The 22,704-nt window shown below is 68.2% G+C and carries 18 protein-coding genes and 3 pseudogenes; 17 read left to right on the forward strand and 4 right to left on the reverse strand.

All coding sequences use genetic code 11. The features are described 5' to 3' along the window. Positions 1–6 precede the first annotated feature (6 nt). The gene (locus V9G19_RS02790) at positions 7–1,470 is read right to left on the reverse strand and encodes an aldehyde dehydrogenase (RefSeq protein ID WP_462283977.1); all 1,464 of its coding nucleotides are present in this window, start codon (positions 1,468–1,470) and stop codon (positions 7–9) included. Positions 1,471–1,570: 100 nt separating this feature from the next. Continuing rightward, positions 1,571–2,230 (reverse strand): GntR family transcriptional regulator, encoded by a 660-nt coding sequence (locus tag V9G19_RS02795; RefSeq protein WP_462283978.1) that lies wholly within the window; start codon positions 2,228–2,230, stop codon positions 1,571–1,573. A gap of 188 nt (positions 2,231–2,418) precedes the next feature. Here V9G19_RS02795 and V9G19_RS02800 point away from each other — a divergent pair, with 188 nt between their 5' ends. The 13 genes and pseudogenes from V9G19_RS02800 to V9G19_RS02860 all read left to right on the forward strand — a co-directional run bounded on the left by V9G19_RS02800 (position 2,419) and on the right by V9G19_RS02860 (position 16,806). Further along, positions 2,419–3,588 carry an acyl-CoA dehydrogenase family protein gene (locus tag V9G19_RS02800; RefSeq protein ID WP_462283979.1) on the forward strand — a complete coding sequence of 390 codons (1,170 nt, stop codon included), beginning with the start codon at positions 2,419–2,421 and terminating at the stop codon, positions 3,586–3,588. Then, complete coding sequence (fabG, locus tag V9G19_RS02805) at positions 3,585–4,319, forward strand: 3-oxoacyl-ACP reductase FabG (protein ID WP_462283980.1); 735 nt, start codon at positions 3,585–3,587, stop codon at positions 4,317–4,319. Before V9G19_RS02800 ends, fabG begins: the two co-directional genes overlap by 4 nt. Next, entirely contained in the window at positions 4,316–5,551 is a 1,236-nt protein-coding gene (locus V9G19_RS02810; protein WP_462283981.1) for an acetyl-CoA C-acetyltransferase, read from the forward strand. Before fabG ends, V9G19_RS02810 begins: the two co-directional genes overlap by 4 nt. A gap of 29 nt (positions 5,552–5,580) precedes the next feature. Continuing rightward, positions 5,581–6,015, forward strand: coding sequence for a MaoC family dehydratase (locus tag V9G19_RS02815; protein WP_462283982.1), 435 nt, complete (start codon positions 5,581–5,583; stop codon positions 6,013–6,015). 1 nt (position 6,016) lies between these two features. Beyond that, the gene (locus V9G19_RS02820) at positions 6,017–7,189 is read left to right on the forward strand and encodes an acyl-CoA dehydrogenase family protein (RefSeq protein ID WP_462283983.1); all 1,173 of its coding nucleotides are present in this window, start codon (positions 6,017–6,019) and stop codon (positions 7,187–7,189) included. A gap of 40 nt (positions 7,190–7,229) precedes the next feature. Next, positions 7,230–8,801: a class I adenylate-forming enzyme family protein gene (locus tag V9G19_RS02825; protein ID WP_462283984.1), complete on the forward strand. Its 1,572-nt coding sequence runs from the start codon at positions 7,230–7,232 to the stop codon at positions 8,799–8,801. After that, positions 8,798–11,788: an AMP-binding protein gene (locus V9G19_RS02830; protein WP_462283985.1), complete on the forward strand. Its 2,991-nt coding sequence runs from the start codon at positions 8,798–8,800 to the stop codon at positions 11,786–11,788. Before V9G19_RS02825 ends, V9G19_RS02830 begins: the two co-directional genes overlap by 4 nt. Continuing rightward, positions 11,785–12,897 carry a zinc-binding dehydrogenase gene (locus V9G19_RS02835; protein ID WP_462283986.1) on the forward strand — a complete coding sequence of 371 codons (1,113 nt, stop codon included), beginning with the start codon at positions 11,785–11,787 and terminating at the stop codon, positions 12,895–12,897. Before V9G19_RS02830 ends, V9G19_RS02835 begins: the two co-directional genes overlap by 4 nt. Position 12,898: 1 nt before the next feature. Then, positions 12,899–13,750, forward strand: a complete 852-nt coding sequence (locus V9G19_RS02840; RefSeq protein WP_462283987.1) for an alpha/beta fold hydrolase — start codon at positions 12,899–12,901, stop codon at positions 13,748–13,750. Continuing rightward, positions 13,750–13,824 (forward strand): annotated as a pseudogene (locus V9G19_RS02845) (hypothetical protein); the annotation flags it as partial. The gene V9G19_RS02840 and the pseudogene V9G19_RS02845, both read left to right, overlap by 1 nt. Further along, entirely contained in the window at positions 13,817–14,557 is a 741-nt protein-coding gene (locus tag V9G19_RS02850) for an HpcH/HpaI aldolase/citrate lyase family protein (RefSeq protein ID WP_462283988.1), read from the forward strand. The pseudogene V9G19_RS02845 and the gene V9G19_RS02850, both read left to right, overlap by 8 nt. Before the next feature lie 14 nt (positions 14,558–14,571). Continuing rightward, positions 14,572–15,735 (forward strand): IS701 family transposase, encoded by a 1,164-nt coding sequence (locus V9G19_RS02855; RefSeq protein ID WP_462283989.1) that lies wholly within the window; start codon positions 14,572–14,574, stop codon positions 15,733–15,735. A 246-nt stretch (positions 15,736–15,981) separates the two neighbouring features. Next, positions 15,982–16,806, forward strand: coding sequence for an HTD2 family dehydratase (locus V9G19_RS02860; protein ID WP_462283990.1), 825 nt, complete (start codon positions 15,982–15,984; stop codon positions 16,804–16,806). Positions 16,807–16,820: 14 nt separating this feature from the next. Here V9G19_RS02860 and V9G19_RS02865 read toward each other — a convergent pair whose 3' ends face one another. Beyond that, a complete protein-coding gene (locus tag V9G19_RS02865) occupies positions 16,821–18,329 on the reverse strand; it encodes an aldehyde dehydrogenase family protein (protein WP_462283991.1) in 1,509 nt (502 codons plus the stop codon). Positions 18,330–18,558: 229 nt separating this feature from the next. Between V9G19_RS02865 and V9G19_RS02870 the strand changes: the two genes are divergently transcribed. The 4 genes and pseudogenes from V9G19_RS02870 to V9G19_RS02885 form a co-directional block, all read left to right on the forward strand. Then, positions 18,559–19,524, forward strand: a complete 966-nt coding sequence (locus V9G19_RS02870) for an alpha/beta fold hydrolase (protein WP_462283992.1) — start codon at positions 18,559–18,561, stop codon at positions 19,522–19,524. Between the two features lie 335 nt (positions 19,525–19,859). Then, complete coding sequence (locus V9G19_RS02875; protein ID WP_462283993.1) at positions 19,860–20,843, forward strand: N-acyl homoserine lactonase family protein; 984 nt, start codon at positions 19,860–19,862, stop codon at positions 20,841–20,843. A gap of 126 nt (positions 20,844–20,969) precedes the next feature. Then, a pseudogene (locus tag V9G19_RS02880) lies at positions 20,970–21,263 on the forward strand (DUF2255 family protein); the annotation flags it as partial. Between the two features lie 46 nt (positions 21,264–21,309). Further along, positions 21,310–21,708, forward strand: a pseudogene (locus V9G19_RS02885) (ester cyclase); the annotation flags it as partial. A gap of 172 nt (positions 21,709–21,880) precedes the next feature. Here the strand turns inward: V9G19_RS02885 and V9G19_RS02890 are convergent. Continuing rightward, positions 21,881–22,543, reverse strand: a complete 663-nt coding sequence (locus V9G19_RS02890; RefSeq protein ID WP_462283994.1) for a hypothetical protein — start codon at positions 22,541–22,543, stop codon at positions 21,881–21,883. Positions 22,544–22,704 lie beyond the last annotated feature (161 nt).

Below are 22,704 nucleotides of genomic sequence, written 5' to 3' on the forward strand. Positions count from 1 at the left end.
TGTTGCTCAGTGGATGGGGGTGAAGCCTTGGGGCAGCCCGATCGACTTGGTCTCGACGTAGGCGTCGAAACCTTCGGGTCCGGCCTCGCGGCCGATGCCGCTCGCCTTGAAGCCGCCGAAGGGGGCGTAGAAGCCGGCCGGGCTACCGTTGAGTTCGACGGTGCCGGTGCGGACTCGGCGGGCGATCTCGAGGCCGCGCTGCGGGTCGGCAGTGAACACCGAGCCATTGAGGCCGTATGCCGAGTCGTTGGCGATCGCGACCGCCTCGTCCTCGTCCTCGTAGGTGAGGACCGACACGACAGGGCCGAAGATCTCCTCTTGGGCGATTCGCATGTCGGGGGTCACGCCGGCGAAGATCGTCGGCTCAACGAAGTAGCCCTGGTCCAGGCCTTTTGGCCGCCCGCCCCCGACAATGACGCGGGCTCCTTGCTCGCGACCCGACGCCATGTAGCCCTCGACCCGCTCGCGCTGCACCTCACTGACGAGGGGCCCCAGCTGGGTCTCGGGGTCACGAGGGTCGCCGATCGGCATCGATTCCACGACTCCAACCAAGGCGTCGAGGAACTCCGACTCTCGAGCTGCGGGAACGACGATCCGGGTCTTGAGGCTGCAGACCTGGCCGGTGTTGCGGAACGAGCCGATCCGCAGGGACTCGGCTGCGGCCGCGAGGTCGGCATCGTCGAGCAGGATGGCCGCCGACTTGCCGCCCAACTCGAGCGTGAGCCGACGCAGGTCCTGACCGCAGAGCGCCGCGATACGCCGACCCGCGGCACTGGATCCGGTGAAGGTGACCTTGTCCACCCCCGGGTGCGTCACGAGGTACTCGCTCGCCTCGCGATCTGCCGGAACGAGGTTGAAGACACCGTCGGGAAGCCCGGCCTCGGCCACAAGCTCCGCCAGCAGGTAGGCATTCATCGGCGTCTTGGGATCTGGCTTGACGATGATGGTGCTGCCGCTGAGGAGCGCCGGGGCGACCTTCATGAGGGCGATCTGGAGCGGTGCGTTCCACGGGATGACCGCGGCAACCACTCCGACGGGCTCGCGGACGACGAGCCCGCGGCCAGTCGGCCCCTCACGAAGGCTGCGCCAGGGGTAGTCGGGGGCGAGCTCGAGGAAGGCGTCGAGAGCGGCCTTGGCACCCGCGGACTGGAACCCCCTGGACAACGTGATCGGGCACCCCATCTCGTCGGTCACGAGCTGAGCGATCTGCTCGACGCGCTCCCCCATGAGAATGCTCAGGCGTCGGAGGACGGCGATCCGGTCCTCCGGGCTCGTCCGCGGCCACGCTCCGTGATCGAAGGCCTGCCGGGCGGCGTCGACGGCCCGGTCCATGTCCTCGGGCCGGCCACCGGGAACCGTCGTAATCGGCTGCGTCGTGAAGGGATTGGTCACCACGAGTTGCTCGGTCCCCGTGGGGGAGGCCCAGCGCCCGTCGATGAAGAAGCAATCGAAGGTGTCCTTCGCAGCCATGCGAACTCCCTTGGTCAATTATTTCCCATAAAATATATGATAGGTTTCAGCTCGTCAATGTCGCCGGCGGAAACGTTTGGTCGACCCGGCGCTCGACGCGTCAGCCGGCTCGAGCGTCCTCCGTGGCACTCCACAGCCCCCGGGAGTTGAGCATCTCGACGAGACGGTCCGCCCCGTGCATGATGTGCGCAGACATGACCGCGCGCGCCTTGGTGCCATTGGACCGCTGGAGGTGCCGCAGCAGCTCCTCATGGTCGTGGCTCGTGGTCTCCAGGTGTCCTTCGATCGCTGCATAGAAGGTGTTCGGGAGCTGGCTGACGACGAGCTTCAGCAGCCGCGCGAGGCGCGGGGAGGCGGCGAGCCGGTTGACCTGACGGTGGAAGACGTGGCCTAGCTCGGCCACGCGGGCCTCGTCCCCTGCCTCGATGGCCGCGTCCAACTCGCGCTGGATCTCCCGGAGCCGGTCGAGGTCCGCCGGAGTTGACCGCTTCGCCGCTCGGGCGGCGAGTTCCCCGGCGAACTGCGCCTGCGCCCAGAAGATGTCACGGACGTCCTCGGGTGTGAAGTTCGTGACGACAAACCCCCGCCGGGGCACGAGCTCGACGAAGCCCTCGCCGCTGAGTGCGAGGAGACCTTCGCGGACCGGGGTGATGCTCACGCCGACGGCTTCGGCGATCGGCTCCATCCGGAGGAACTCGCCAGGCTTGGCCTTGCCGGAGATGATCAGCTCGCGCACGTAGGCGGCGACCTCTTCGGGCAACTGCGTCCTGCTTCGGAGTGCCATCGCGTGCCTTTCTCTCGATGCGTCGGCGTGGTGACCTCGCGATAGATCGTATATGTGAACCGGGGACTTCTCGGCGAGGCCTGCCCGACCTGAAGCGGAGCCTTGTCCACGACACAAATATCATATATTCTTGGACTCATTCACCCACTGCGACAGGAGTGCACATGGACACCGAGGAGTTCGCGTCAGTTCTCAGCGCCGTCCGCACGTTCGTCGACCGCGAGGTGGTCCCGGCAGAGGACAACATCGAGGAGCACGACGAGATCCCTGAGCGGATCCGCTCCGCCGCAGCCGAGATGGGCTTGTTCGGCTACGCGCTGCCCGAGGAGTACGGCGGTCTCGGCCTCACGATGAGCGAGGAGGTCCAACTGGCGATGGTCCTCGGACGGACGGCGCCTGCCTTCCGGTCGATGTTCGGGACGAACAACGGCATCGCCGGCCAGGTCCTGGTGAACTTCGGTACGCAGGAGCAGAAGGAGCGCTACCTCCCCAGACTCGCCTCCGGGGAAGCCATCGCGTCCTTCGCACTCACCGAGCCTGACGCCGGCTCGGACCCGTCGGGCATCCGGACCAAGGCGGTGCGGACAGACGACGGCTACCGGATCTCTGGTCAGAAGCGGTTCATCACCAACGCGCCCGAGGCCGATGTCTTCATGGTCTTCGCCCGGACGGGCGCCACAACCGAGGGCACGAAGGGCATCTCGGTGTTCGCGGTCGACGCGGACCTGCCGGGTGTTGTCGTGGGTCCCGCGGACAAGAAGATGGGCCAGCGGGGAGCACACACCGCGGAGGTCTTCTTCGACGATGTCCTCGTCGACGCCGACGCGCTGATCGGCGGCGTCGAGGGGGAGGGGTTCGGCGCGGCCATGCGCTCCCTCGTCAAGGGGCGCATCCACATCGCCGCCCTGAGCGTCGGTCTCGCCGAGCGGCTCATCGAGGAGTCCGTCGCCCATGCGGGCTCACAGACCCAGGGGGGCACAGTGATCGGCGAGTTCCAGCTCGTCCAGGCCATGCTGGCCGACTCCCACGCCGAGTGGTACGCCGGACGGGCCATGGTCATCGCCGCCGCGGCGGCGTACGACGACGAGTCGGACCGGCGCATCGCACCCTCTTCAACCAAGCTGTACTGCACCGAGATGGTCGGACGGGTTGCCGACCGCGCCGTCCAGATCTTCGGCGGTATGGGCTACATGCGCGAGACCAAGGTCGAGCGCTTCTATCGCGACGCCCGCCTCTACCGGCTCTACGAGGGCACCAGCGAGATCCAGAAAACCATCATTGCCAAGCAGCTGCTCCGTGCGGCCGGTTCCCAACGTCGAGGAGGAACAGCATGACGCTGCTCGCAGGACGGGTCGCTGTCGTCACAGGGGCGGCGCAGGGCCTCGGTCTGGCCATGGCCCGGGCGTATGCCGATGCAGGTGCGCGTGTCGTCATCGGTGATCTCGACCAAAGCCGCGCCGAGCAGGCCGCCGCCACCCTCGGTGAGGCAGCAATCGGTGTCGCCTGCGACGTCGTCAGGGCCGACCAGGTGCAGTCGCTGGTCGACGCCGCGACCGGGCACTTCGGCCGGCTCGACGTCTTTGTCAACAACGCCGGGATCACTCGTGACGCGACGCTGCGCACCATGAGCGAGGACGACTTCGACCAGGTCATCTCGGTCCACCTCAAGGGCTGTTGGAACGGGACCCGTTTCGCGGCCGCCCGCATGCGCGAGCAGCAGTCCGGAGCGATCGTCAACATCTCCTCCCTCTCGGGCAAGGTGGGCATGGTTGGGCAGAGCAATTACTCGGCCGCGAAGGCCGGGATCGTCGGGATGACCAAGGCGGCCGCCAAGGAACTGGCGCACCACGGGATCCGGGTCAACGCGATCCAGCCGGGGCTGATCCGGTCGGCGATGACCGAGGCGATGCCACAGAAGGTCTGGGACCAGAAACTATCCGAGATCCCCATGGGCCGCGCCGGGGAACCCTCCGAGATCGCGTCCGTCGCGCTCTTCCTCGCGAGCGACCTCAGTTCGTATATGACCGGGACCGTCCTCGAGGTGACCGGGGGGCGGTTCATGTGAGCGCGATCCGAACCCTCGACGACGTCGTCATCGCGGCGCCCTACCGCACGCCGGTGGGAGGCTTCGGCGGCTCGCTCCGACCCCTCTTGCCGACTGACCTGGGCGCCCAATTGCTGACCGGCATCATCGAGCGGACCAACCTCGAGCCGGGTGCCATCGACGACGTGATCCTCGGGCACTGCAATCCGAGCGGGGAGTCGCCTGCCCTCGGCCGAATCATCGCCCTCGACGCCGGCCTGCCGACGAGCGTCACCGGGATGCACCTCGATCGTCGCTGCGGCTCCGGACTACAGGCCATCATCCAAGGCGTCCTCCACGTCGTCACCGGCGCCAACAACCTTGTCGTCGCCGGCGGCGTCGAGTCGATGAGCAACAGCCCGTTCTATTCCCTCGACATGCGCTGGGGCGCCAAGGGGACGGGCGTGCAGATTCACGACATGCTCACCCGGGCCCGGGAGATGGCCGGCGGCAGGAACCACCCGGTTCGAGGCGGAATGATCGAAACGGCCGAGAACCTGCGCCGCCAGTACGGCATCCCCCGGGAGGAGCAGGACGCCCTGGCCCTGGAGTCGCACCGCCGGGCGGTGGCTGCCCAACACAATGGCGTCTTCGCCGAGGAGATCATCCCGGTCTCCGTCCCCCAGCGCCGCGGGGCACCGACGGTGATCGACACCGACGAGCACCCCCGCGCGGATGTCTCGATGGAGGGCCTCGCCGCACTCCGCCCGATCCTGCTCTCGTCCGACCCCGAGGCGACCGTGACCGCTGGCAACGCCAGCGGCCAGAACGACGCGGCCGCCCTAGTCGTCGTCGCTGACCGATCCACCGCGGAGGCGCAGGGACTCCAGCCGTTCATGCGACTTGTCTCCTGGGCCGTTGCCGGCACCGACCCCGCGACGATGGGCATCGGACCGGTCCCAGCGACGGCCAAGGCGCTCGACATCGCCGGGCTCACCCTGGCAGACCTCGACCTCATCGAGCTGAATGAGGCTTTCGCTGCGCAGGCGCTCGCCGTCATGCGCGAGTGGGGCTTCACCGCGGCCGACCAGGAGCGCATCAATGTTCACGGTTCTGGTATCTCACTTGGCCATCCCGTCGGCGCGACCGGCGCCCGCATGGTCGGCAGCCTCGCTCGCGAGCTGGTGCGCCGGCGGGGCCGTTACGGCCTCGTCACCATGTGCATCGGCGGTGGCCAGGGCCTGGCCGCGGTCTTCGAACGGGTCGGATCGTGAGCCCTCGAGTCGTCCGGACGCTCGAGGAGTTGACCGGACTCATCGGACAGGAGGTCGGCGCCTCCGATTGGCTGACGATGTCCCAGAACCGCATCAACGCGTTCGCCGAGACGACCGGCGACGACCAGTGGATCCACGTCGATCCTGAGCGGGCAGCCACCGGGCCGTACGGCACGACCGTCGCCCACGGATTCCTCACGCTGTCGCTCATCCCTGTCCTCGCCCGGGAGATTCTCACCCTCGAATTGGGTTCGGCCCGCGTGAACTACGGCACCGACACCGTCCGCTTCCCCGGCCCGGTGCCTACCGGGTCGCGAGTCCGGGTCCGCGCGACCATCGCCGGGATCGAGCAGACCCGTGCCGGCGTCCGCGTCGCGACGACCTACACCGTCGACGTCGAGGGCCGGGATCGACCCGGCTGCGTCGCCACCCTCATCGTTCTCATCGTCCACGAGGAGCCCTGACATGTATGACGACCTGTCCCCGGAGGAGAAGGACATCGTCCTCGCCGTGCGCCAGTGGGTCGACGAGGCGGTCAAGCCCGTCGTGAACGAGCTCGAGCACGCCAACACCTACCCCGAGAAGCTCATCGAGGAGATGAAGCAGATGGGTGTCTACGGCCTCGCGATCGGCGAGCCGTGGGGCGACACGAAGGTGAGCATGCCGGCATACGTGCTCATCACCGAGGAGCTCTCGCGTGGCTGGATGAGTCTGGCCGGCGCGATGGGTGGCCACACCGTCGTTGCCAAACTCATCCACGACTTCGGCACCCAGGAGCAGAAGGACGCCTACCTCCCACGGATGGCCACGGGTGAGTTGCGCGCCACGATGGCTCTCACCGAGCCCGGCGGCGGCTCCGACCTCCAAGCCATGCGCACTGTCGCCCGACCCGGTGCGGGCGGCTACGTCATCAACGGATCCAAGACGTGGATCAGCAACGCCCGAAAGTCCGGTCTCGTCGCGCTCCTCTGCAAGACGGACCCGCAGGCCACCCCGCGGCATTCCGGCATCTCGATCCTCCTCGTCGACAAGACGGGCGACCCGGCTGGCTTGACGATCTCCAAGGACCTCTCCAAGCTCGGTTACAAGGGCGTCGAGGCCTGCGAGCTCGTCTTCGAGCAGCTCGAGGTCCCGGCCGATGCCCTCCTGGGCGGCGTCGAAGGCCAGGGCTTCAGCCAGATGATGCGCGGCCTCGAGGTCGGCCGCCTCCAGGTCGCCGCGCGTGCTCTTGGCGTCGGTCGGGCGGCGCTCGAGGACGCCCTCGCCTACTCCCAGACGCGCGAGAGCTTCGGCCAGCCGATCTGGAAGCACCAGGCGATCGGCACCTATCTCGCCGACATGGTCACCAAGCTGACCGCGGCCCGCGAGCTCACCCTGTATGCCGCCCGCAAGTATGAGTCCGGCGCTCGCGCCGATATGGAGGCCGGGATGGCCAAACTGCTCGCCTCCGAGACCGGCATGGAGATCGCCCTGAATGCCGTCCGCGTCCACGGCGGATACGGCTACTCCACGGAGTACGACGTGGAGCGCTACTTCCGGGACGCCCCGCTCATGATCGTCGGCGAAGGCACCAACGAGATCCAGCGCAACGTCATCGCAGCCCAGCTCGTCAAGCGAGGCACCGTCACGCCGTTCTGAGAGCAGAACGGGCCCAACACAACAAAGGAGTGAGCCATCAATGGGGATGAGCCTGAACTGGGTGACCGACTCGGTCGCCGCAACCCTGCCCAGCGTCGCGGAGGACAAGTCGGCAGTCGCCCTCGGCAGTGAAGCGATGCTGACCTGGCGCGAGCTGCGCGAACTTGAGCTGCGATGCGCCCAGGCCCTGCGTGCCGCTGGAGTCCGTCGCGGTGACCGCGTGGGCCTCCTGCTGCGCAACTCCGTCGAGTACGTCGCGCTCTATCTCGCAGTGGCCAGGGCCGGTGCGATGTCGGTCCGGGTCAACTGGCGACTCAGCGCCCCGGAGATCGGCTTCATCCTCGGTGACTCCGGCGCCTCGGTGCTCATCTTCGGAGCCGAGTTCGCGGCGGCAGTCGACGCCCAGCGGCACGGGTCTCCAGTCCAGACCTTCGTCGCCATCGACGACGGGTCACCCGTCCCGGAGTGGGCACAGCCGTTCGAGACATTCGCGGACACCTTGTCGGTCACCGACGGCCTGCCCGAGCTGGACATGAGTGACGGTGCCACGCTGATGTACACCTCCGGCACAACCGGGCGGCCCAAGGGCGCCGTACTCACCCACGGCAACTCCCTGTGGACGGCGTCCATCCAGACACAGAAGTGGCGCTTCGACGGCAACTCGGTCGCTGTCACGAGCGGACCACTGTTCCACGCAGGCGGCTTTGAGGTGCTTCTCCTGCCGGCCCTGGTCAACCACGGGACGGCGGTGACCTTCCCGTCCGGTGGCTTCACCCTCGAGCAACTGCTCAACGTGTCGCGAACACGCTCCGCCACCAAGATGCTGGTCTACCCGTTCATGCTCACTGACATGCTGCGCCTTCCCGACCTCGAGCAGCTCGTCCCCAGCACTCTGGAGGCTGTCGTCACCGGCGGGGACACCGTCATGCCATGGGTGTACGAGGAGTTCTCCCGGCGACTCCCCGGGGTCGAGCTCATCCAGTCCTACGGCCTCACCGAAGGCGGCGCCGTCAGCGCTTGCCTCGACCATGACCTCGCCAAAGACCATGAGAGCAGCATCGGTCGCCCCCAGGCACTCACCGAGATCAAGCTGGTGGACTCGGTCGGCCGGGAGGTGCAGGTCGGTGAGGTCGGGGAGGTGTGTGTTCGCAGCCCGGCCGTCAGCCCCGGCTATTGGAACCTGCCGGAGGCCAACGCCTCGACCTTCGTCGACGGGTGGTGCCACACCGGTGACCTCGCGCGGATAGACGCCGACGGGTTCCTCACCCTCGCCGGCCGGGCCAAGGACATGTATCGCAGTGGTGGCGAGAATGTGTATCCCGCTGAAGTCGAGAAGGTTCTCACCGGTCACGAGCACGTCGCGGACGCCGCGGTCGTCGGTGTGCCCGACGTCAAGTTCATTGAGGTCGGTGCGGCCATGATCACGGCGAAGGAGGGCATCGAGGTCGATGTGGATGCCCTGCGGGCCTACTGCTTGGAGCGGCTCGCCAAGTACAAGGTCCCGCGGTACTTCCATGTGGTCACCGACCTCCCGCGCAACGCGAACGGCAAGGTCCTCAAGGCCGTCATCCGGGCGCAGCTCACCGAGCCCAGCCAAGAGCTGCCGCAATGAGCCCCGACCTCCCGCGCCTCCCGGGGTTGGCGATGCCGGCGCCCTCGGACGTGACGCACGCCGCCCAGCGCGCCGGCGGAACGGCACGCAATGTTGCGGAGTACCTGCGCTACGGGGGTCTGCGGGTCGAGCAGGAGTCTTCGCCGTATGACGTCGTCCACCGCGGCGAGGTCTACCGGCTCCGTCGCTACTTCCCCGAGGAGGTACCAGCCGACTCCGGTCAGGGCGCGCTCCTCCTGGTTCCACCGCTGATGATGATGGCGGATCTCTATGACGTCGCCCCCCGCTCGAGCTCGGTCCGGGCGGTCCACGACCTCGGCGTCGACGTCTGGCTGGTCGACTTCGGTCGCCCGGAGGAGGAGGACGGCGGGCTCGAACGCAGCATCGCCGACCACGTCATGGCCGTGAGCGAGGCCGTGCAGGTTGTCGCACGGACCACCGGGCGGGATGTCGTCCTCGGCGGCTACTCGCAGGGAGGGATGTTCGCGTACCAAGCCGCGGCATACCGTCGCAACGCGGAAGTGGACTCGATCATCGCCTTCGGCGCCCCGGTCGACTTCCGGCTGGCCCCCATGCCGATCCCGGTGTCGACCGACACCTTTGCGACGCTTGCCGAGGGCATCCTCAAGACCGGGCTGCTCGACCAGGTCTCATTGCCCAGTTGGTACAACCGAGCCGCCACCCGGATGCTCGACCCTTTGGGAAGCGCCCGTTTCCAGCTTCAATACCTCAGACAGCTCCACGATCGTGAGCGGCTCCTCCCGGGTGAGCAACAGCGGATGTTCCTCGAGGGACACGGCTGGACAGCGTACTCAGGAGTTGCGTTCGCCGATCTGCTCCGGAACTTCTTGGTGACCAACCGCATGGTTCAAGGCGGAATCGTCGTCGGAGACCACGCCGTCTCCCTCGCCGACATCACCGTCCCGATCCTCACGATTGTCGGTGAGTCGGACAAGGAGGGGCATCCGCTTTCGGTGCGGGCGATCCGTCAGGCAGCTCCTCGGGCCGACGTCTTCGAGATGCAACTGAACACCGGCCACTTCGGCATCGTCGCGGGCTCACGAGCCCGCCGCACGACGTGGCCACGGGTGGCCGAGTGGATCCGCTGGCGCGCGGGGCAGGGCGAGCTTCCGGACGTCATCCTCCCGGCCGATCAGGCACCTCAGACCACAGGTTGGTCCCCCTCCGCGTGGTCGCAACTGGCCCAGAGCGTGCTTCGACTCGGGGTCGGCACCGCTCGTGGCGCAGCCCGGATCGTCGGCGAACTCGGCGATCTCGTGAGCTCGACCGCCCGCGACCAGACCGAGGGGTTGCCGTTCCTCAACCGGATCAGTGCCCTGCGGCCCGACAGCGCCATTTCTCTGGGCCTCCTCCTCGACGAGAGTGCCGCGCACGATCCGGAGGCGCCGGCTCTCCTGTTCGAGGACCGCGTCGCGCGCCGCGGTGAGCTCAAACATCGCGTGGACAGCGTCGTTCGCGGCCTGGTCTCGTTGGGGGTGCGGCCAGGCGACCGGGTCGGCATACTCATGGACCCGCGCCCATCGGCCTTCACGACAGCGGCTGCCCTGAGCCGGCTCGGCGCGACGGCCGTCCTCCTCCGGCCGGCAGGTCCGCTCGCCCGCGAGGCGGAGCTGGGCGGTGTACGGCTCGTCGTGTCTGACCCCGAGCATGCGGCCGCGACCGCCGACCTGCCCGGTATGCCGTGGGCTGTCCTCGGGGGCCGGCCCGGCCAGCAGGACCTCCCCGACGGCGTCGTCGACCTCGAGCGCATCGACGCCGCTCAGATCGCACTCCCCGCGTGGTACCAAGCGAATCCGACCCGGGCAACCGACGTGGCGTTCGTTCTCTTCACCGGTGCCGGGGAGGACATCTTCCCGCACGAGATCACCAACCGGAGATGGGCACTGTCCGCCCTCGGCGCGGCCGGAGCTCTTGCACTCACCCCGGACCACACGGTCTACTCCGTGACCCCTCTCCATCACTCGTCCGCGCTGCTCACCGCAGTCGGTGCGGCAGTGAGCTCGGGCGCACGCCTCGCGTTCGCGACCGACGCCGAGCCGGCGACGTTCTGGGAGGAGGTCCGGCGCTACGGCGTGACCCACGTGACCTACACCTGGTCCTCCCTGCGCGGGATCGTGGACGGACCGCCCAATCCCAACGAGCATGGCCATCCCATCCAGGCGTTCATTGGCTCCGGTATGCCGCGCAGCCTCTGGAAGCGGCTCGCCGACCGTTTCCCGATGGCCCGGGTCGTCGAGTTCTACGCCTCCACGACCGGCGAGGCGATCCTCGCCAACCCCACCGGGTCCAAGGTTGGGGCAGCGGGCAGACGCGTGCCCGGCACGGCAGAGGTTCGCGTGGTCGAGTGGGATCTCGACGCGAATCGGCCCGCTTTCGGTCCCGACGGCATGGCGCGAGAGTGCGGCTCGGACGAGCCAGGGGTCCTCGTGGCCAAGGTGGAGCCGCAGCGCGCGAGCGGAGAAGTGCTGCGTTCCCTCTTCGTGAAGGACGACGCCTGGCAAGTGACCGGCGACCTCTTCTCTCGCGACTCCGGGGATGACCTGTGGCGGATTGGGAGTGTTGCCGATCTCGTCCGGACGGTCGCCGGGCCGGTGTCGCCAGACGTCGTCGTGCGAGCGCTCGAGCGCATCGACGCAGTGGATCTCTCCGTCGCATACGGTCAAGAGGGCCCTGACGATGCGGAACTCATTGAGGCTGCGGTGACCCTGCTCCCCGGCCGGCGACTGGATGGCCAGGCGATCGCGGACGGACTCCGCTCCTTGCCCTCGGACGCGAGGCCTACCCGAGTGCGAGTGATGGACGCCATGCCACTCACCGAATGGGGTCGCCCACGGGTATCCGACGTCCGGTCCGCACCGAGCTCGCAAGCCATCTGGCAGTTGACCAAGGACGGTCGGACCTACCGACGGGCCCGCGCTGCCCGCACCACCAGCACCACCCCCAAGGACAGGAGAACCACTCGATGACCACTCAGGCCATCCTCCTCGAGGAACCCACGCAGGTCCGCGTCGCCGACGTCGAGCTCGACGGGCCAGGCCCGGGAGAGGTCCGAGTCCGGATGGGCGCGACCGGGGTGTGCCACTCCGACGTCGGCGTCTACACCGGCCACCTGCCCACCCGCCGCCCGATCATCCTCGGCCACGAGGGCGCCGGGACCGTCGTCGACGTGGGGGCAGGGGTCACCCACCTCGAGCCGGGTGACCGCGTCGCGCTGTCCTGGCTCGTCCAGTGCGGCCAGTGCACGTTCTGCCGAGGCGGTCAGGCCTTCCTCTGCGCCCAGGGCCGCAGCCAGCTCGGCAACAACGCGCTCCCCGGTCGTCGCCTGCCGGCCCGGGTGGACGGCGTGCCCGTGAACCAGTTCTGCGGCCTGGGCACCTTCGCCCGCGAGGTCGTCGTTCACGCCGGGTCGGCGATCAAAGTCCCGAGCACGCTTCCGATGACGACTGCGGCCCTCATCGGCTGTGGCGTTGTCACGGGTTTCGGGGCTGCCGTCAACACGGCGCGAGTCCGCGTCGGTGAATCGGTCGTTGTCGTCGGCTGCGGTGGGGTCGGACTCAACGCGGTCCAGGGCGCGCGGATCGCTGGCGCGACGACGATCATCGCCGTCGACCTCCACAAGGACCGGCTGAAGATCGCGGCGGACCTCGGGGCGACCCACACGCTGCTCTCCGATGACCAGGTCATCGAACACATTCGCGAGCTCACCGGCGGGCTCGGCGCGGACAAGGTGATCGAGGTCGCGGGCCGGCAGGCGACCGTGAACCTCGCCGTCCGGGCCGCTCGGCGCGGGGGCGACGTGAGCTTGGTCGGGGCGGCTCCCGAGGTGGTCATTGAGGACGCCTTCACCGAGGTCATCATGGCCGCCCGCGCGGTGCGAGGGTGCCTCTACGGCTCCAGCGACGTCCAACACGACATCCCGATGCTCGTCGACCTCTACGAGCAGGGCCATCTGCGGCTCGACGAGCTCGTCACCCGGACCTACGCCTTCGACGAGGTGCAGCAGGCCATCGAGTATTGCTCCGGTGAGCAAGGGGCCCGCGCCGTCGTCATCCTCGACGAGTCACTGGAGGCATGACATGGCGATGTCCCCCAGCGCCGTCGTCGACCGCTTCGTCGAGATCGATGGTCTCCGGTTGAACACCCGGCGTCGACCCGGACCGGAAGGGCCGACACTGCTGCTGCTCCATGGGATCGGCGGTTCACTCGAGGCCTGGGGAACGGTGCTCGAGGCGTTCCCCCATCGCGACGTCCTCATGGTCGATGCCCCCGGAGCAGGGAGGTCCGACGTCCCCAAGTACCCGCTACGGGTAGGGGGGGTCGCTGACGTCATCGTCGCGGCAGCCCGCGAGCTCGGGGTCGACCAGGCCGACGTCCTCGGCTTCTCGCTCGGCGGCGCGTTCGCTCAGGAGGTCGTCCACCGCCACCCAGACTTCGTCCGCCGGCTGGTGCTCGTCGCGACGATGAGCGGCGCGTGGTTTCGGATGCCCAAGCCGTCCGCAGTTCGGGCGCTCGCATCCACCAGTCGATACCGGAGTCGCGAGGCGGCCGAGAAGCAGATCCCGATGCTGGCGGGAGGACGCTCGGCACGTGACCCCGAGGTGCTCGCCGCAATCCTCGACGAACGTGAAGGAACTCCGCCCACCGAACGCGGGTACCGCTTCCAGCAGCTGTCCGTCATGGGCTGGACGAGCCTGCCCTGGCTGCGGCGGATCAAGGCTCCGACGCTCGTCCTGCTCGGCGAGGAGGACCCGATCATCCACGTGAGCACTGGCAGTGTCCTGGCGCGACGGATCCCGGGGGCCCGACGCGAGATCGTCCCAGGAGCGGGGCACATGCTGCTCTTCGATGAGCCTGAGCGGTCCCTGCCGATCGTGGCTGGCTTCCTCACGGCGGACGGACCGAAGCGTCCAATGTCCCAGGGCGCCTGATGGACAGGAGCTACCTCTTCGTCCCCGGAGACCGGCCCGAACGCTTCGCCAAGGCGATCGCCTCGGGTGCCGACGTCGTCATCCTCGACCGCGAGGACGCAGTGGGCGCCGAGCAGAAGGACGCCGCCCGCGGGAAACGTCGCCGCGTGGCTGTCCGATGGGGGGAATGGCGCAGTCCGGGTCAACGCCGCCGGCACACCCTGGCACGATGCCGACCTGACCGCACTCGCGGGAGTCGTTGGGCTCTCTGCTGTCGTCGTCCCGATGGCCGAGGACCCCACAACTTTGACCCGCGTCCACGAGTTGACCGGTGCCCCGGTTCTCGCTCTTGTCGAGACGGCTCGTGGGATCCTCCGCGCCACGGACTTGGCCGAGGCAGACGGCGTTGCCCGGCTCGCCTTCGCACACTTGGACTTCACCGCCGACATCGACGCCGAGCCGGTCGATGAGGCCGTGCACCACGCTCGGTCCGTCCTAGTGTTGGCCAGCCGTGCCGCCGGTCTGCCGGGTCCCGTGGACGGCGTCACGACGAACCTCGACGACGAGTCGATCACCGATGCTGACGCCCGACGGGCGCGCCGCCTCGGCATGGGTGGCAAGCTCTGCATCCACCCTCGACAGGTCGAGATCATCCACCGCGCCTTCGCGCCGACTGCGGAGCAGATTGCGTGGGCGCACCGGGTGCTCGCGGCTGCCGCAGAGTCACCGGCGAGTGCCGTGCGTCTAGTACTACAGCCGCATTTATTTGTGGTTGACCGGCGTGTCGTGGATGTCAGACTGATGACTGGGGCCATGGTGCTTATGTGATCAGTGAGGTTTGTGTGGCGGAAGTGGAGTTGTGGGCGGAGGGGCTGGCGGCCGTGCATGCCCGGATCGCGTCGCGGTTCGCGCGGTCTGAGCCGCGGGAGCGGGCGCTGGAGTACGTGCGCGGGTTGCTCTCGCCGGTGGAGCGCAAGAACGGGTGGACGCTGTCGGAGCGGGCCGGAGCGGCGAACCCGGATGGGATGCAACGCCTTCTCGCGGCGGCGGATTGGGACGTGGACCTGGTTCGTGACGACGTGCGTGGGTACGTGGTCGAGCACTTGGGCGACCCGGCCGGGGTGCTGGTCGTGGACGAGACGGGGTTCCTCAAGAAGGGCACGAAGTCGGCCGGGGTGGCCCGGCAGTACTCCGGCACCGCGGGGCGGATCGAGAACAGTCAGATCGGGGTGTTCCTGGCATACGCGACGCCCGTCGCCCGCACGTTCCTGGACCGGGAGCTGTATCTGCCAAAGGCGTGGACCGAGGACCGGGACCGCTGCCGAGAGGCCGGGATCGGCGACGAGGTGGCCTTCGCGACCAAACCGGAGCTAGCGATCGCGATGATCGGTCGGGCATTGGATGCGGGGGTGCCGGCCGGATGGGTCACCGGCGACGAGGTATACGGCCAGCACGGCGGGCTGCGCGCCACCTTGGAGAGTCGTGGCATGCCGTACGTGCTCGCGGTGCCGGTCAACCAGCGCGTCATCGCCCGTGTCGAGACGGACACCGGCGACCGGGTCGCCAAGCTGCGTGCGGACGAACTCGCGAGATCGCTTCCAGCGCAGGCGTTCAAGAAAATCTCCGCAGGCAACGGCGCCAAGGGTCCCCGGCTCTATCACTGGGCCCGCGCCCAGATCCGTCCGCTGGAATCTGCCGATGGCTACTGGCTGCTGGTGCGCCGTTCGATCAGCGACCCCACCGACCTGGCTTACTACCTGTGCTGCGGGCCCGAGGACACGCCGCTGCGCGAGCTTGTCCGTGTCGCCGGGGCCCGCTGGGCCATCGAGGAGACCTTCCAGAGCGCCAAGGGACAGGTCGGCCTGGACCAGTACCAGGTCCGCCGATACGAATCCTGGTACCGGCACATCACCCTGGCCATGCTCGCCCACGCCTTCCTGACCATCACCACCGCGGCCACGGCAACCCCCAAAAAGGGGGCCATCGAGCCAACCCCACGGACCTGATCCCGCTCACCGTCCCCGAGGTCAAACACCTTCTGGCGCAACTGATCTGGAAACACAACCCAGACCCGGCCGAAGTTCTTCACTGGTCATCCTGGCGTCGCCGGCACCAAGCCCGAGCCCGCCGATGTCATTACGCCAGCCGTGGCGCATTCCCATAAATGCGGCTGTAGTACTAGGGGGCGAGATGGTCGACGCCCCTGTCCTTGCCCGAGCACGCCACGTGATCACAGAAGCGGAGAAGCAACCATGAACGCCAGCGAAGTCCTCGAACGTTCGGAGACGGTCAGTTCGGTCCAGGCCGAGGCGCTCGCCGGACTTCTCGGAGTCGAGCCGCCGGTCGGGCAGCTTCCCGAGACATGGCACTGGGTCTATTTCATGGAGCGACGCCCCCACATCGACCTAGGACCCGACGGCCACCCTTCGTGGGGCGTGCCGGCCCCACCGGGTGAGGGGCGTAAGCGGATGTATGCCGGTGGCCGGATCGTTCACCACGACCTGCTGCTGCTCGACGAGCCAGCCACGCGGACCACCCGGGTCGCGCGCTCTGTCGAGAAGGACGGGCGCTCGGGACCGATGACGCTCGTGACCGTGCGCCACGAGATCGTGCAGTCCTGTCGCGTCGTCATCGTCGACGAGCAGGACATCGTCTACCTCACTCCAACCGGTGCGGTCCGGCAGCGACGCGGCAGCCTCGACCTTCCTCCGGCGCAGGTCGACCGTCAGCCCGCACTGGACCTAAAGGTTGACGAGGCCCTACTGTTCCGTTTTTCGGCCCTGACCTACAACGCGCACCGGATCCACTATGACCACGCGTGGGCGGCCCACGAGGGCTACGACGACCTCGTCGTCCACGGCCCGCTCCAGGCCTTGATGATGAGCGAACTGCTGCGGCGGTTCGGCGGTGGATTGCTCGGACAGCAACTGAACTACCGGCTCGTCGCGCCCATGGTGGGGCCGCAGACCCTGCGGGTCGTGCCTGACGCCGCGGGACTCGAGCACGGAGTCGAGGTGCTCGACGTCCACGGCACGGTCACGGCGCGGGCAACTCTCGAGCCCGCCGAGACAGACTGAGCCCGCCGGGGCCCTCAGTTCGCGAGGCCGGGACCCAGCAGAATCTGCTTGAGCTCGGTGAACTCATGGATGCCTTCGGGTCCGCCCTCGCGGCCCCAGCCCGAGTGCTTGCGACCGCCGTACGGCGCGGCGACCGACGGCCCCCACGCGTTGAGAGCGACCGAACCGGACTCGATCCGCTCGGCGCAATACCAGGCCTTCTCGCGGTCTGCGGTGTAGACCGAGGCCGCCAGGCCGTAGGTCGTGGCATTGGCCAGCGCGATGCCGTCATCGAGGTCGTCGTAGGTGATGACCGCGGTGGCCGGCCCGAACACCTCCGTTGTCGCCAAGGTCGAATCACGGTGGACATCGACGAGCAGCGTGGGCTCGTAGTAGTACCCGGTGGGTAAGTCCGGGGGGCGGCGCCCCCCGGAGGCGACCGTCGCCCCCTCGGTGCGGGCCGTCGCGACAAAGCTCTCGGTCCGATCACGGGCCGCGGCATTGGCGAGCGGACCGACGAGGGTCTCCGGAGCGAGCGGGTCGCCGACGTTGATCTTTGACCAGGCCTCGGTCAGTGCCCCAAGCCACTCATCCCACTGAGATCGTGGTATGAGGATGCGCGACAGGAGCGCGCACAGTTGACCCGTGCCGCCGGTCGCTCCGGCGACGAGGGTCCGGAGGGTCTCGGCGACCGGCGCATCCTCAAGGATAAGGGCGGGAGACTTGCCGCCGAGCTCGAGATGCGTTCGCGCGAATCGATTCCGGGTCGCATCGATGATCTCCTGGGCTGCCCGGGTACCACCCGTGAGCGAGACCAAGTCCGTCTGCTCGTGAGCCGTGAGGCGACGGCCGAGGTCGATGTCGCCGGCAAAGAGGGTGAGCGTGCCCGCAGGGAACCCGGCCTCGTCGGCGCAGTCGGCGAGGAGCCGCATGACCAGCTGTGACTCGGGAGCAGCTTTGACGACGACGGGACAGCCCGCGAGGAGCGCGGGGATCACCTTGGAGGCTACGGTCACGACCGGGCCGTTGTACGCCATGACACCGACGACGACGCCGACTGGTTCCCGACGGACGATGACCTCGCCGAGGGGGGTGGCCCGGCGGACGTCAGCGAGCGCCTCGACTGCGCAGTCCAAGGCCGTCTGCCAAGCGCCGGCAGCGGCATACCGGTGGAGGGTCTTGCTGTAGCGCACGGGTGCACCTGCCTCGAGGGCCCAAGCGACGGCGATCTGGGAGAACCGGGCCTCCATGGCGACGCAGAAGCGGCGCACGGCTTCGACCCGCTCCGCGACGGGCACCCGGGACCACGACTGCTGTCCGAGATCGTGGGCGAGCTGGATCGCCCTGTCGGCCTGGGCGAGGCTCGGGAGGCTGACCGACGCGATGACTTCTTCGGTCGAGGGGGAGACGACGTCGTACGTTCCTCCGTCTCCGGCGATCCACTCGCCGGCCATGTAGACCTCGTCGAGATGGCCGACCGTCGCGGCGACGAGCTCTAACTCGCGCTGGACGGAGCCGGCTGGCTGGGCGGTGGTGGCGCTCATGGTGCCTCCGTAGTCGCGGAACGTGAGCGACGCGGCGCTGGCGTTCTGCGTGTCGAGAAAATGGGATGGTTTCGCTGATCCGGCAAGGCTCGCGTCGACGTGCCTCGAACCCTCACCATGAAAGATAATATATCTTACGTGATGTGAGGACCAATGCCATCCACGGCGCGTTCGCATCCCCGGATCCGCCGCCGGTTATGCCGCAGCCGAACCGGGCACGATGAACACCGTGGACTTCGTGCTCAATGCCGCTGCCGCCCTCACGGAGTGGGGAATCCATGGCGAGCGAGCCGTGCGCCGTGTGACCGGGGGTGAGCAGCGTGCTCAGCGCCGTCGACGCGAGGAGGCGGCCAAGCGCCCCGAAGGAGTCGTCGGTACCGACACCACCAACGGGCCGGTGGTCACGTGGCACGAGGGTGGAGCCGGCGATCCGGTCGTCCTGATTAACGGATATGGCGCGAGTGGCCTGCTGTGGCCCTCTGGCTGGCTCGCCGACCTCGAGGAGCGGCATCGCGTCATCCGCATCGACAACAGGATGACCGGGTGGTCTCGCCGGGCGCCGATTCCCTTCACCGTGGCCGACATGGCCGACGACGTCGCCGCCGTGCTACGGCAGCTGGGGCTGTCCGGAGGTCGCGTGCTCGGGATGTCGCTCGGTGGGGCGATCGCCCAGGAGCTCGCCATGCGCCATCCACAGCTCGTCGAGCACCTTGTCCTCGTCTCGACGATCCCCCCATCGCCCGCGAGTGCCCTGGCGTCGTCGCGCCACGTGCTCCACACCGACGTCGACCTCATGGCCAGCATGCTCATCCACGGCGGCATGGCGAGCCGTGAGGCGCGTCAGGGCCGCGCCGGCCGCCAGCTCCTTCGGTTCGCCGGACCGGAGCTGGTCGGCGACCCGGAGGTCGAGGCCGAGCTCGGTGCTCAGATGCTGCGCCGACCGACTCCTCCCCGGCTCCTCCTCGAGCAGTCTCGCGCGATCGCCGCGTGGCGTGGCCCGAATCGCCTGCGCGGCATCAGCGCGCCGTCGACGGTCGTCCACGGCTCGGCTGACCCGCTCGTCCTCCCCCGAAACGCCCACACGCTTGCCGACCTGATCCCGGGTGCCCGGCTCGTCGAGCTTCCCGGCGTGGGGCACCTTGTTCCGTGGGAGGCGCCTGGAGAACTCGCGCGGATCCTCGAGGAGCCCACCTAGCCGATGCCTGATAGCGGACGGGAGCTGACGCGGCGCTGGGCGTACTGAAGGTTGGCGGCGGTGATCTCGTCATCGGTGATGGTGAAGTCCAAGGTCGCCTTGGACATCGAGCCAGCGCGACGGTCGGCGCGCCGTCTCGGATACCCGTCGGCGCCTGTTTCGGTGAGCCTGACATTCGTGTTCCCTGAGCTGGAACGCATGGAGGAGGATCCGGATCCTCCGGTTATCCCTTCGCTGGAGGCACATCCCGCTGGTTGTCGAGACGACAGGGGCTCGACGGCCCTACATTATATATGTCACTATTGGCCTGACTTTCCTTCGGCACCAATGGACCGGTGGCGAACCTGGTCATTGCCTCCGATTACAGCCGCTTCCCCCAACGCCCATCCGCAGCTCTCCTCTTGGAGGTGCACGGCAACCGCGGCCACAAGTCGCTGTTTGACAGCACCACTCCCCCCGGCCCAGCCGTCGATGCCTTTCTGCCCACCGCACAGCTCGACCCAACCCGCACCAAGGAGTTCCTGATGGCCTCTACTGGCACGATTCGTCACTTGTGGGCTCTCGAGGCGCCCGCAATCACGGTCCACAGAAGCGTGATCCAGTTGCTGGCTGACGGCGACATCACCATTCCTTCAGCCACCTTCGTCATCGAGCACCCAAGGCATGGGCTACTCGCCTTCGACACAGGGCTTGCGATCGACGCCGCGGGGGACCCGCACCACGCCTACGGCCAGATGGCAGATGTCTTCCCGATCGACTTCCCCGAGAGCAGGCGCCTTGACCGACAGCTCGCGGACTTGGGTTTTACGACGGGCGATGTCAAGCGGGTGGTCCTCTCCCACGGCCACTGGGATCACACCGGGGGTCTTGCCCACTTCCCCGACGCCGAGGGCTTCGTCGGCGCGGGCGAGCTTGACTACGTACACCGGCCGGGCCGGCAGGACGCCGCGATGTTCCGCACCTCCGACCTCGACGGAGGTCCCCAGACGTGGCACGCGGTCCCGGCTGGGGTCGACCACGACGTGTTCGGCGATGGCAGCGTCGTCGTACTGTCTCTGCCCGGACACACGGTCGGCACCCTGGGCCTGCAACTTCGGTTTCCCGATGGTCGCACGTTTGTCCTGACGGGAGACGCGGCCCACCTCCAGGAGGCTCTGGCACTTGACGCCGGGATGCCGTTCGACGTCGACCCTCGTATCAAGCGCACCTCGTATCAGCGGCTGCGCCTGCTTGCCAGCCAGCCCGACACGACCGTGTGGGTGAACCATGACCCACGTGACTGGGCGACCCACCGTGAGAATGGTGCTCTGGTGATCTGATCGCTGGACACCCTTGGCGACTTCCGGTCTGGCCAATCTGGTCCGCCATGACTTCACGAGGGTCGGCAGGATGATCACCATCGCCAACCAGCAGGATGCGTAGGGCTGACGAAAGGAAGCATGACCATGCCCTGGAACGCGACCGACCTTGAGCGGCTGGCCGACGCCGCCGTGCTGCACATCACGACATATCGCAAGGACGGCACGACGCGGCCCTTGACCCCGATCTGGGGCATTCGCGTGGGCGATGACCTCTACGTACGCTTGGCGTACGGGGCCGAGGGCGGGTGGTATCAGCGGGCAGTCCGCCGCGGCCGGGCCCGTGTGCGGGCCAACGGCATCGAGACGGACGTGGCACTGACAAGGGTCGAAGACCCGGCGGTGGTCGCGGCCGTGGGCCAGGCCTACAGGGCGAAGTACGCCGACGATCAAGGCTCACTGAAGACCATAGGAATACCTCGCTGCGGGCGACGCGAGCGACGAGAACCGGCTGCGGGGGCTCGTCGAGGAACACATCCTCACGCACAGCCCCGGCGGCGGCGTCATCCACGACGTCACGGACCTGCTCGCGACCTGGGCCGCAGCCCATCGTGGGCTGGCCGAGCTGACCCACCATGTCGTCGCGGAGGTGCACTCCGGTGTGCTGACGGCGGCACGGGTACGCGTGATTGCAATCCACCACGGCCCGTTCCTCGGCGTGGCGGCCACGGGCAACCGCCTCGAGGTGGACCAAGCCCTGTTCGCGCGCGTCGACGGTGGCCGGATCGTCGAGATGTGGGAGGTCGTCGACACCGGGTCCGGCCTGCGCCAGCTCGGCCTGCTCCCGGCGACCCAGCTGCTCGGACCTGACCCGCAGCCGAGCTGACCGCACGGCTCGGGACCTCCCACCCGCCTGGCCGGCCGCTGCTCAGCCTGGACGTCTTCCTCGCACCGCCGTCAGCGGGGCACCGTCGCGTCGGAGGGCACCGCGTCGGGGGAGCCCACACCCATCGCCGGAGAGCGATCCGAGGGCGAGGAACCGGTGGCGGCCAGCCGGATCAACCGGGTGCCGAGCAGCACGCACAACACACTCCACGGCACGAGGGACGCGAGGGCGAAGCCCATCCCCACCACGCGGACGTCGAGGGGACCACCATCAACACCCCCGCCGCGAGCGCCCACCAGAAGGTGGCGCTGCTGAACACCGGCGAACGGCGGATCAACGCCGCCAACAAGAGCAGGACAACCGCGCCGAGGAAGTAGTAGACGAGGAAGGCCGTGCCCTTCCACGAGGACAGCAGGGCCTCGCCCGCGGCCCGGTACGCGGATTGCAGGCTGGGGTCAGTGGTGCGGGCATCCGCGCGCGCCATCATCAACAGCTCCACGCCGGGGTTGGAGGCGCAGTACGCGGCGATCTGAACGATCCCGAGTACCACCGCGACGACGACTCCGGAACGGAAAGTCGGCCACAGGACCACCGCCAGGCCTAGGTAGACCAGCAGCACGAGGATGTTGTTCACGAGGAGCAGCACATCGAGGGAGACCAACCCGAGCACCGGGGACCGCTGCATCAACGCGAGGACGTCGGGCACGGTGTGCACCGGCGGCCACACGGCCATTACCACCACTTGGACCACGAGCAACCCCACCGAGCAGAACGCAGCCCAGGCTGCGAGGCGAAGCAGCCCCCGCCAATCGGCGTGGTGGTCAGCGATGTCCATGACCTTCTCCTCCCGACCACGGTACGCCTCTGCGATCGACACGACTTCAGCGAGCTGCGACCTATCGGCTGCCCGGCTCAGATCGCTGCCACACGGCTCCGCGGCAGCCGGCCCGGCGCACGTGGCATCGTTGACTACGTCCAGGGCGAAGGGGTGACCAT

This window comes from Nostocoides sp. (assembly GCF_037045025.1).
Classification (GTDB): Bacteria; Actinomycetota; Actinomycetes; order Actinomycetales; family Dermatophilaceae; genus Nostocoides_A.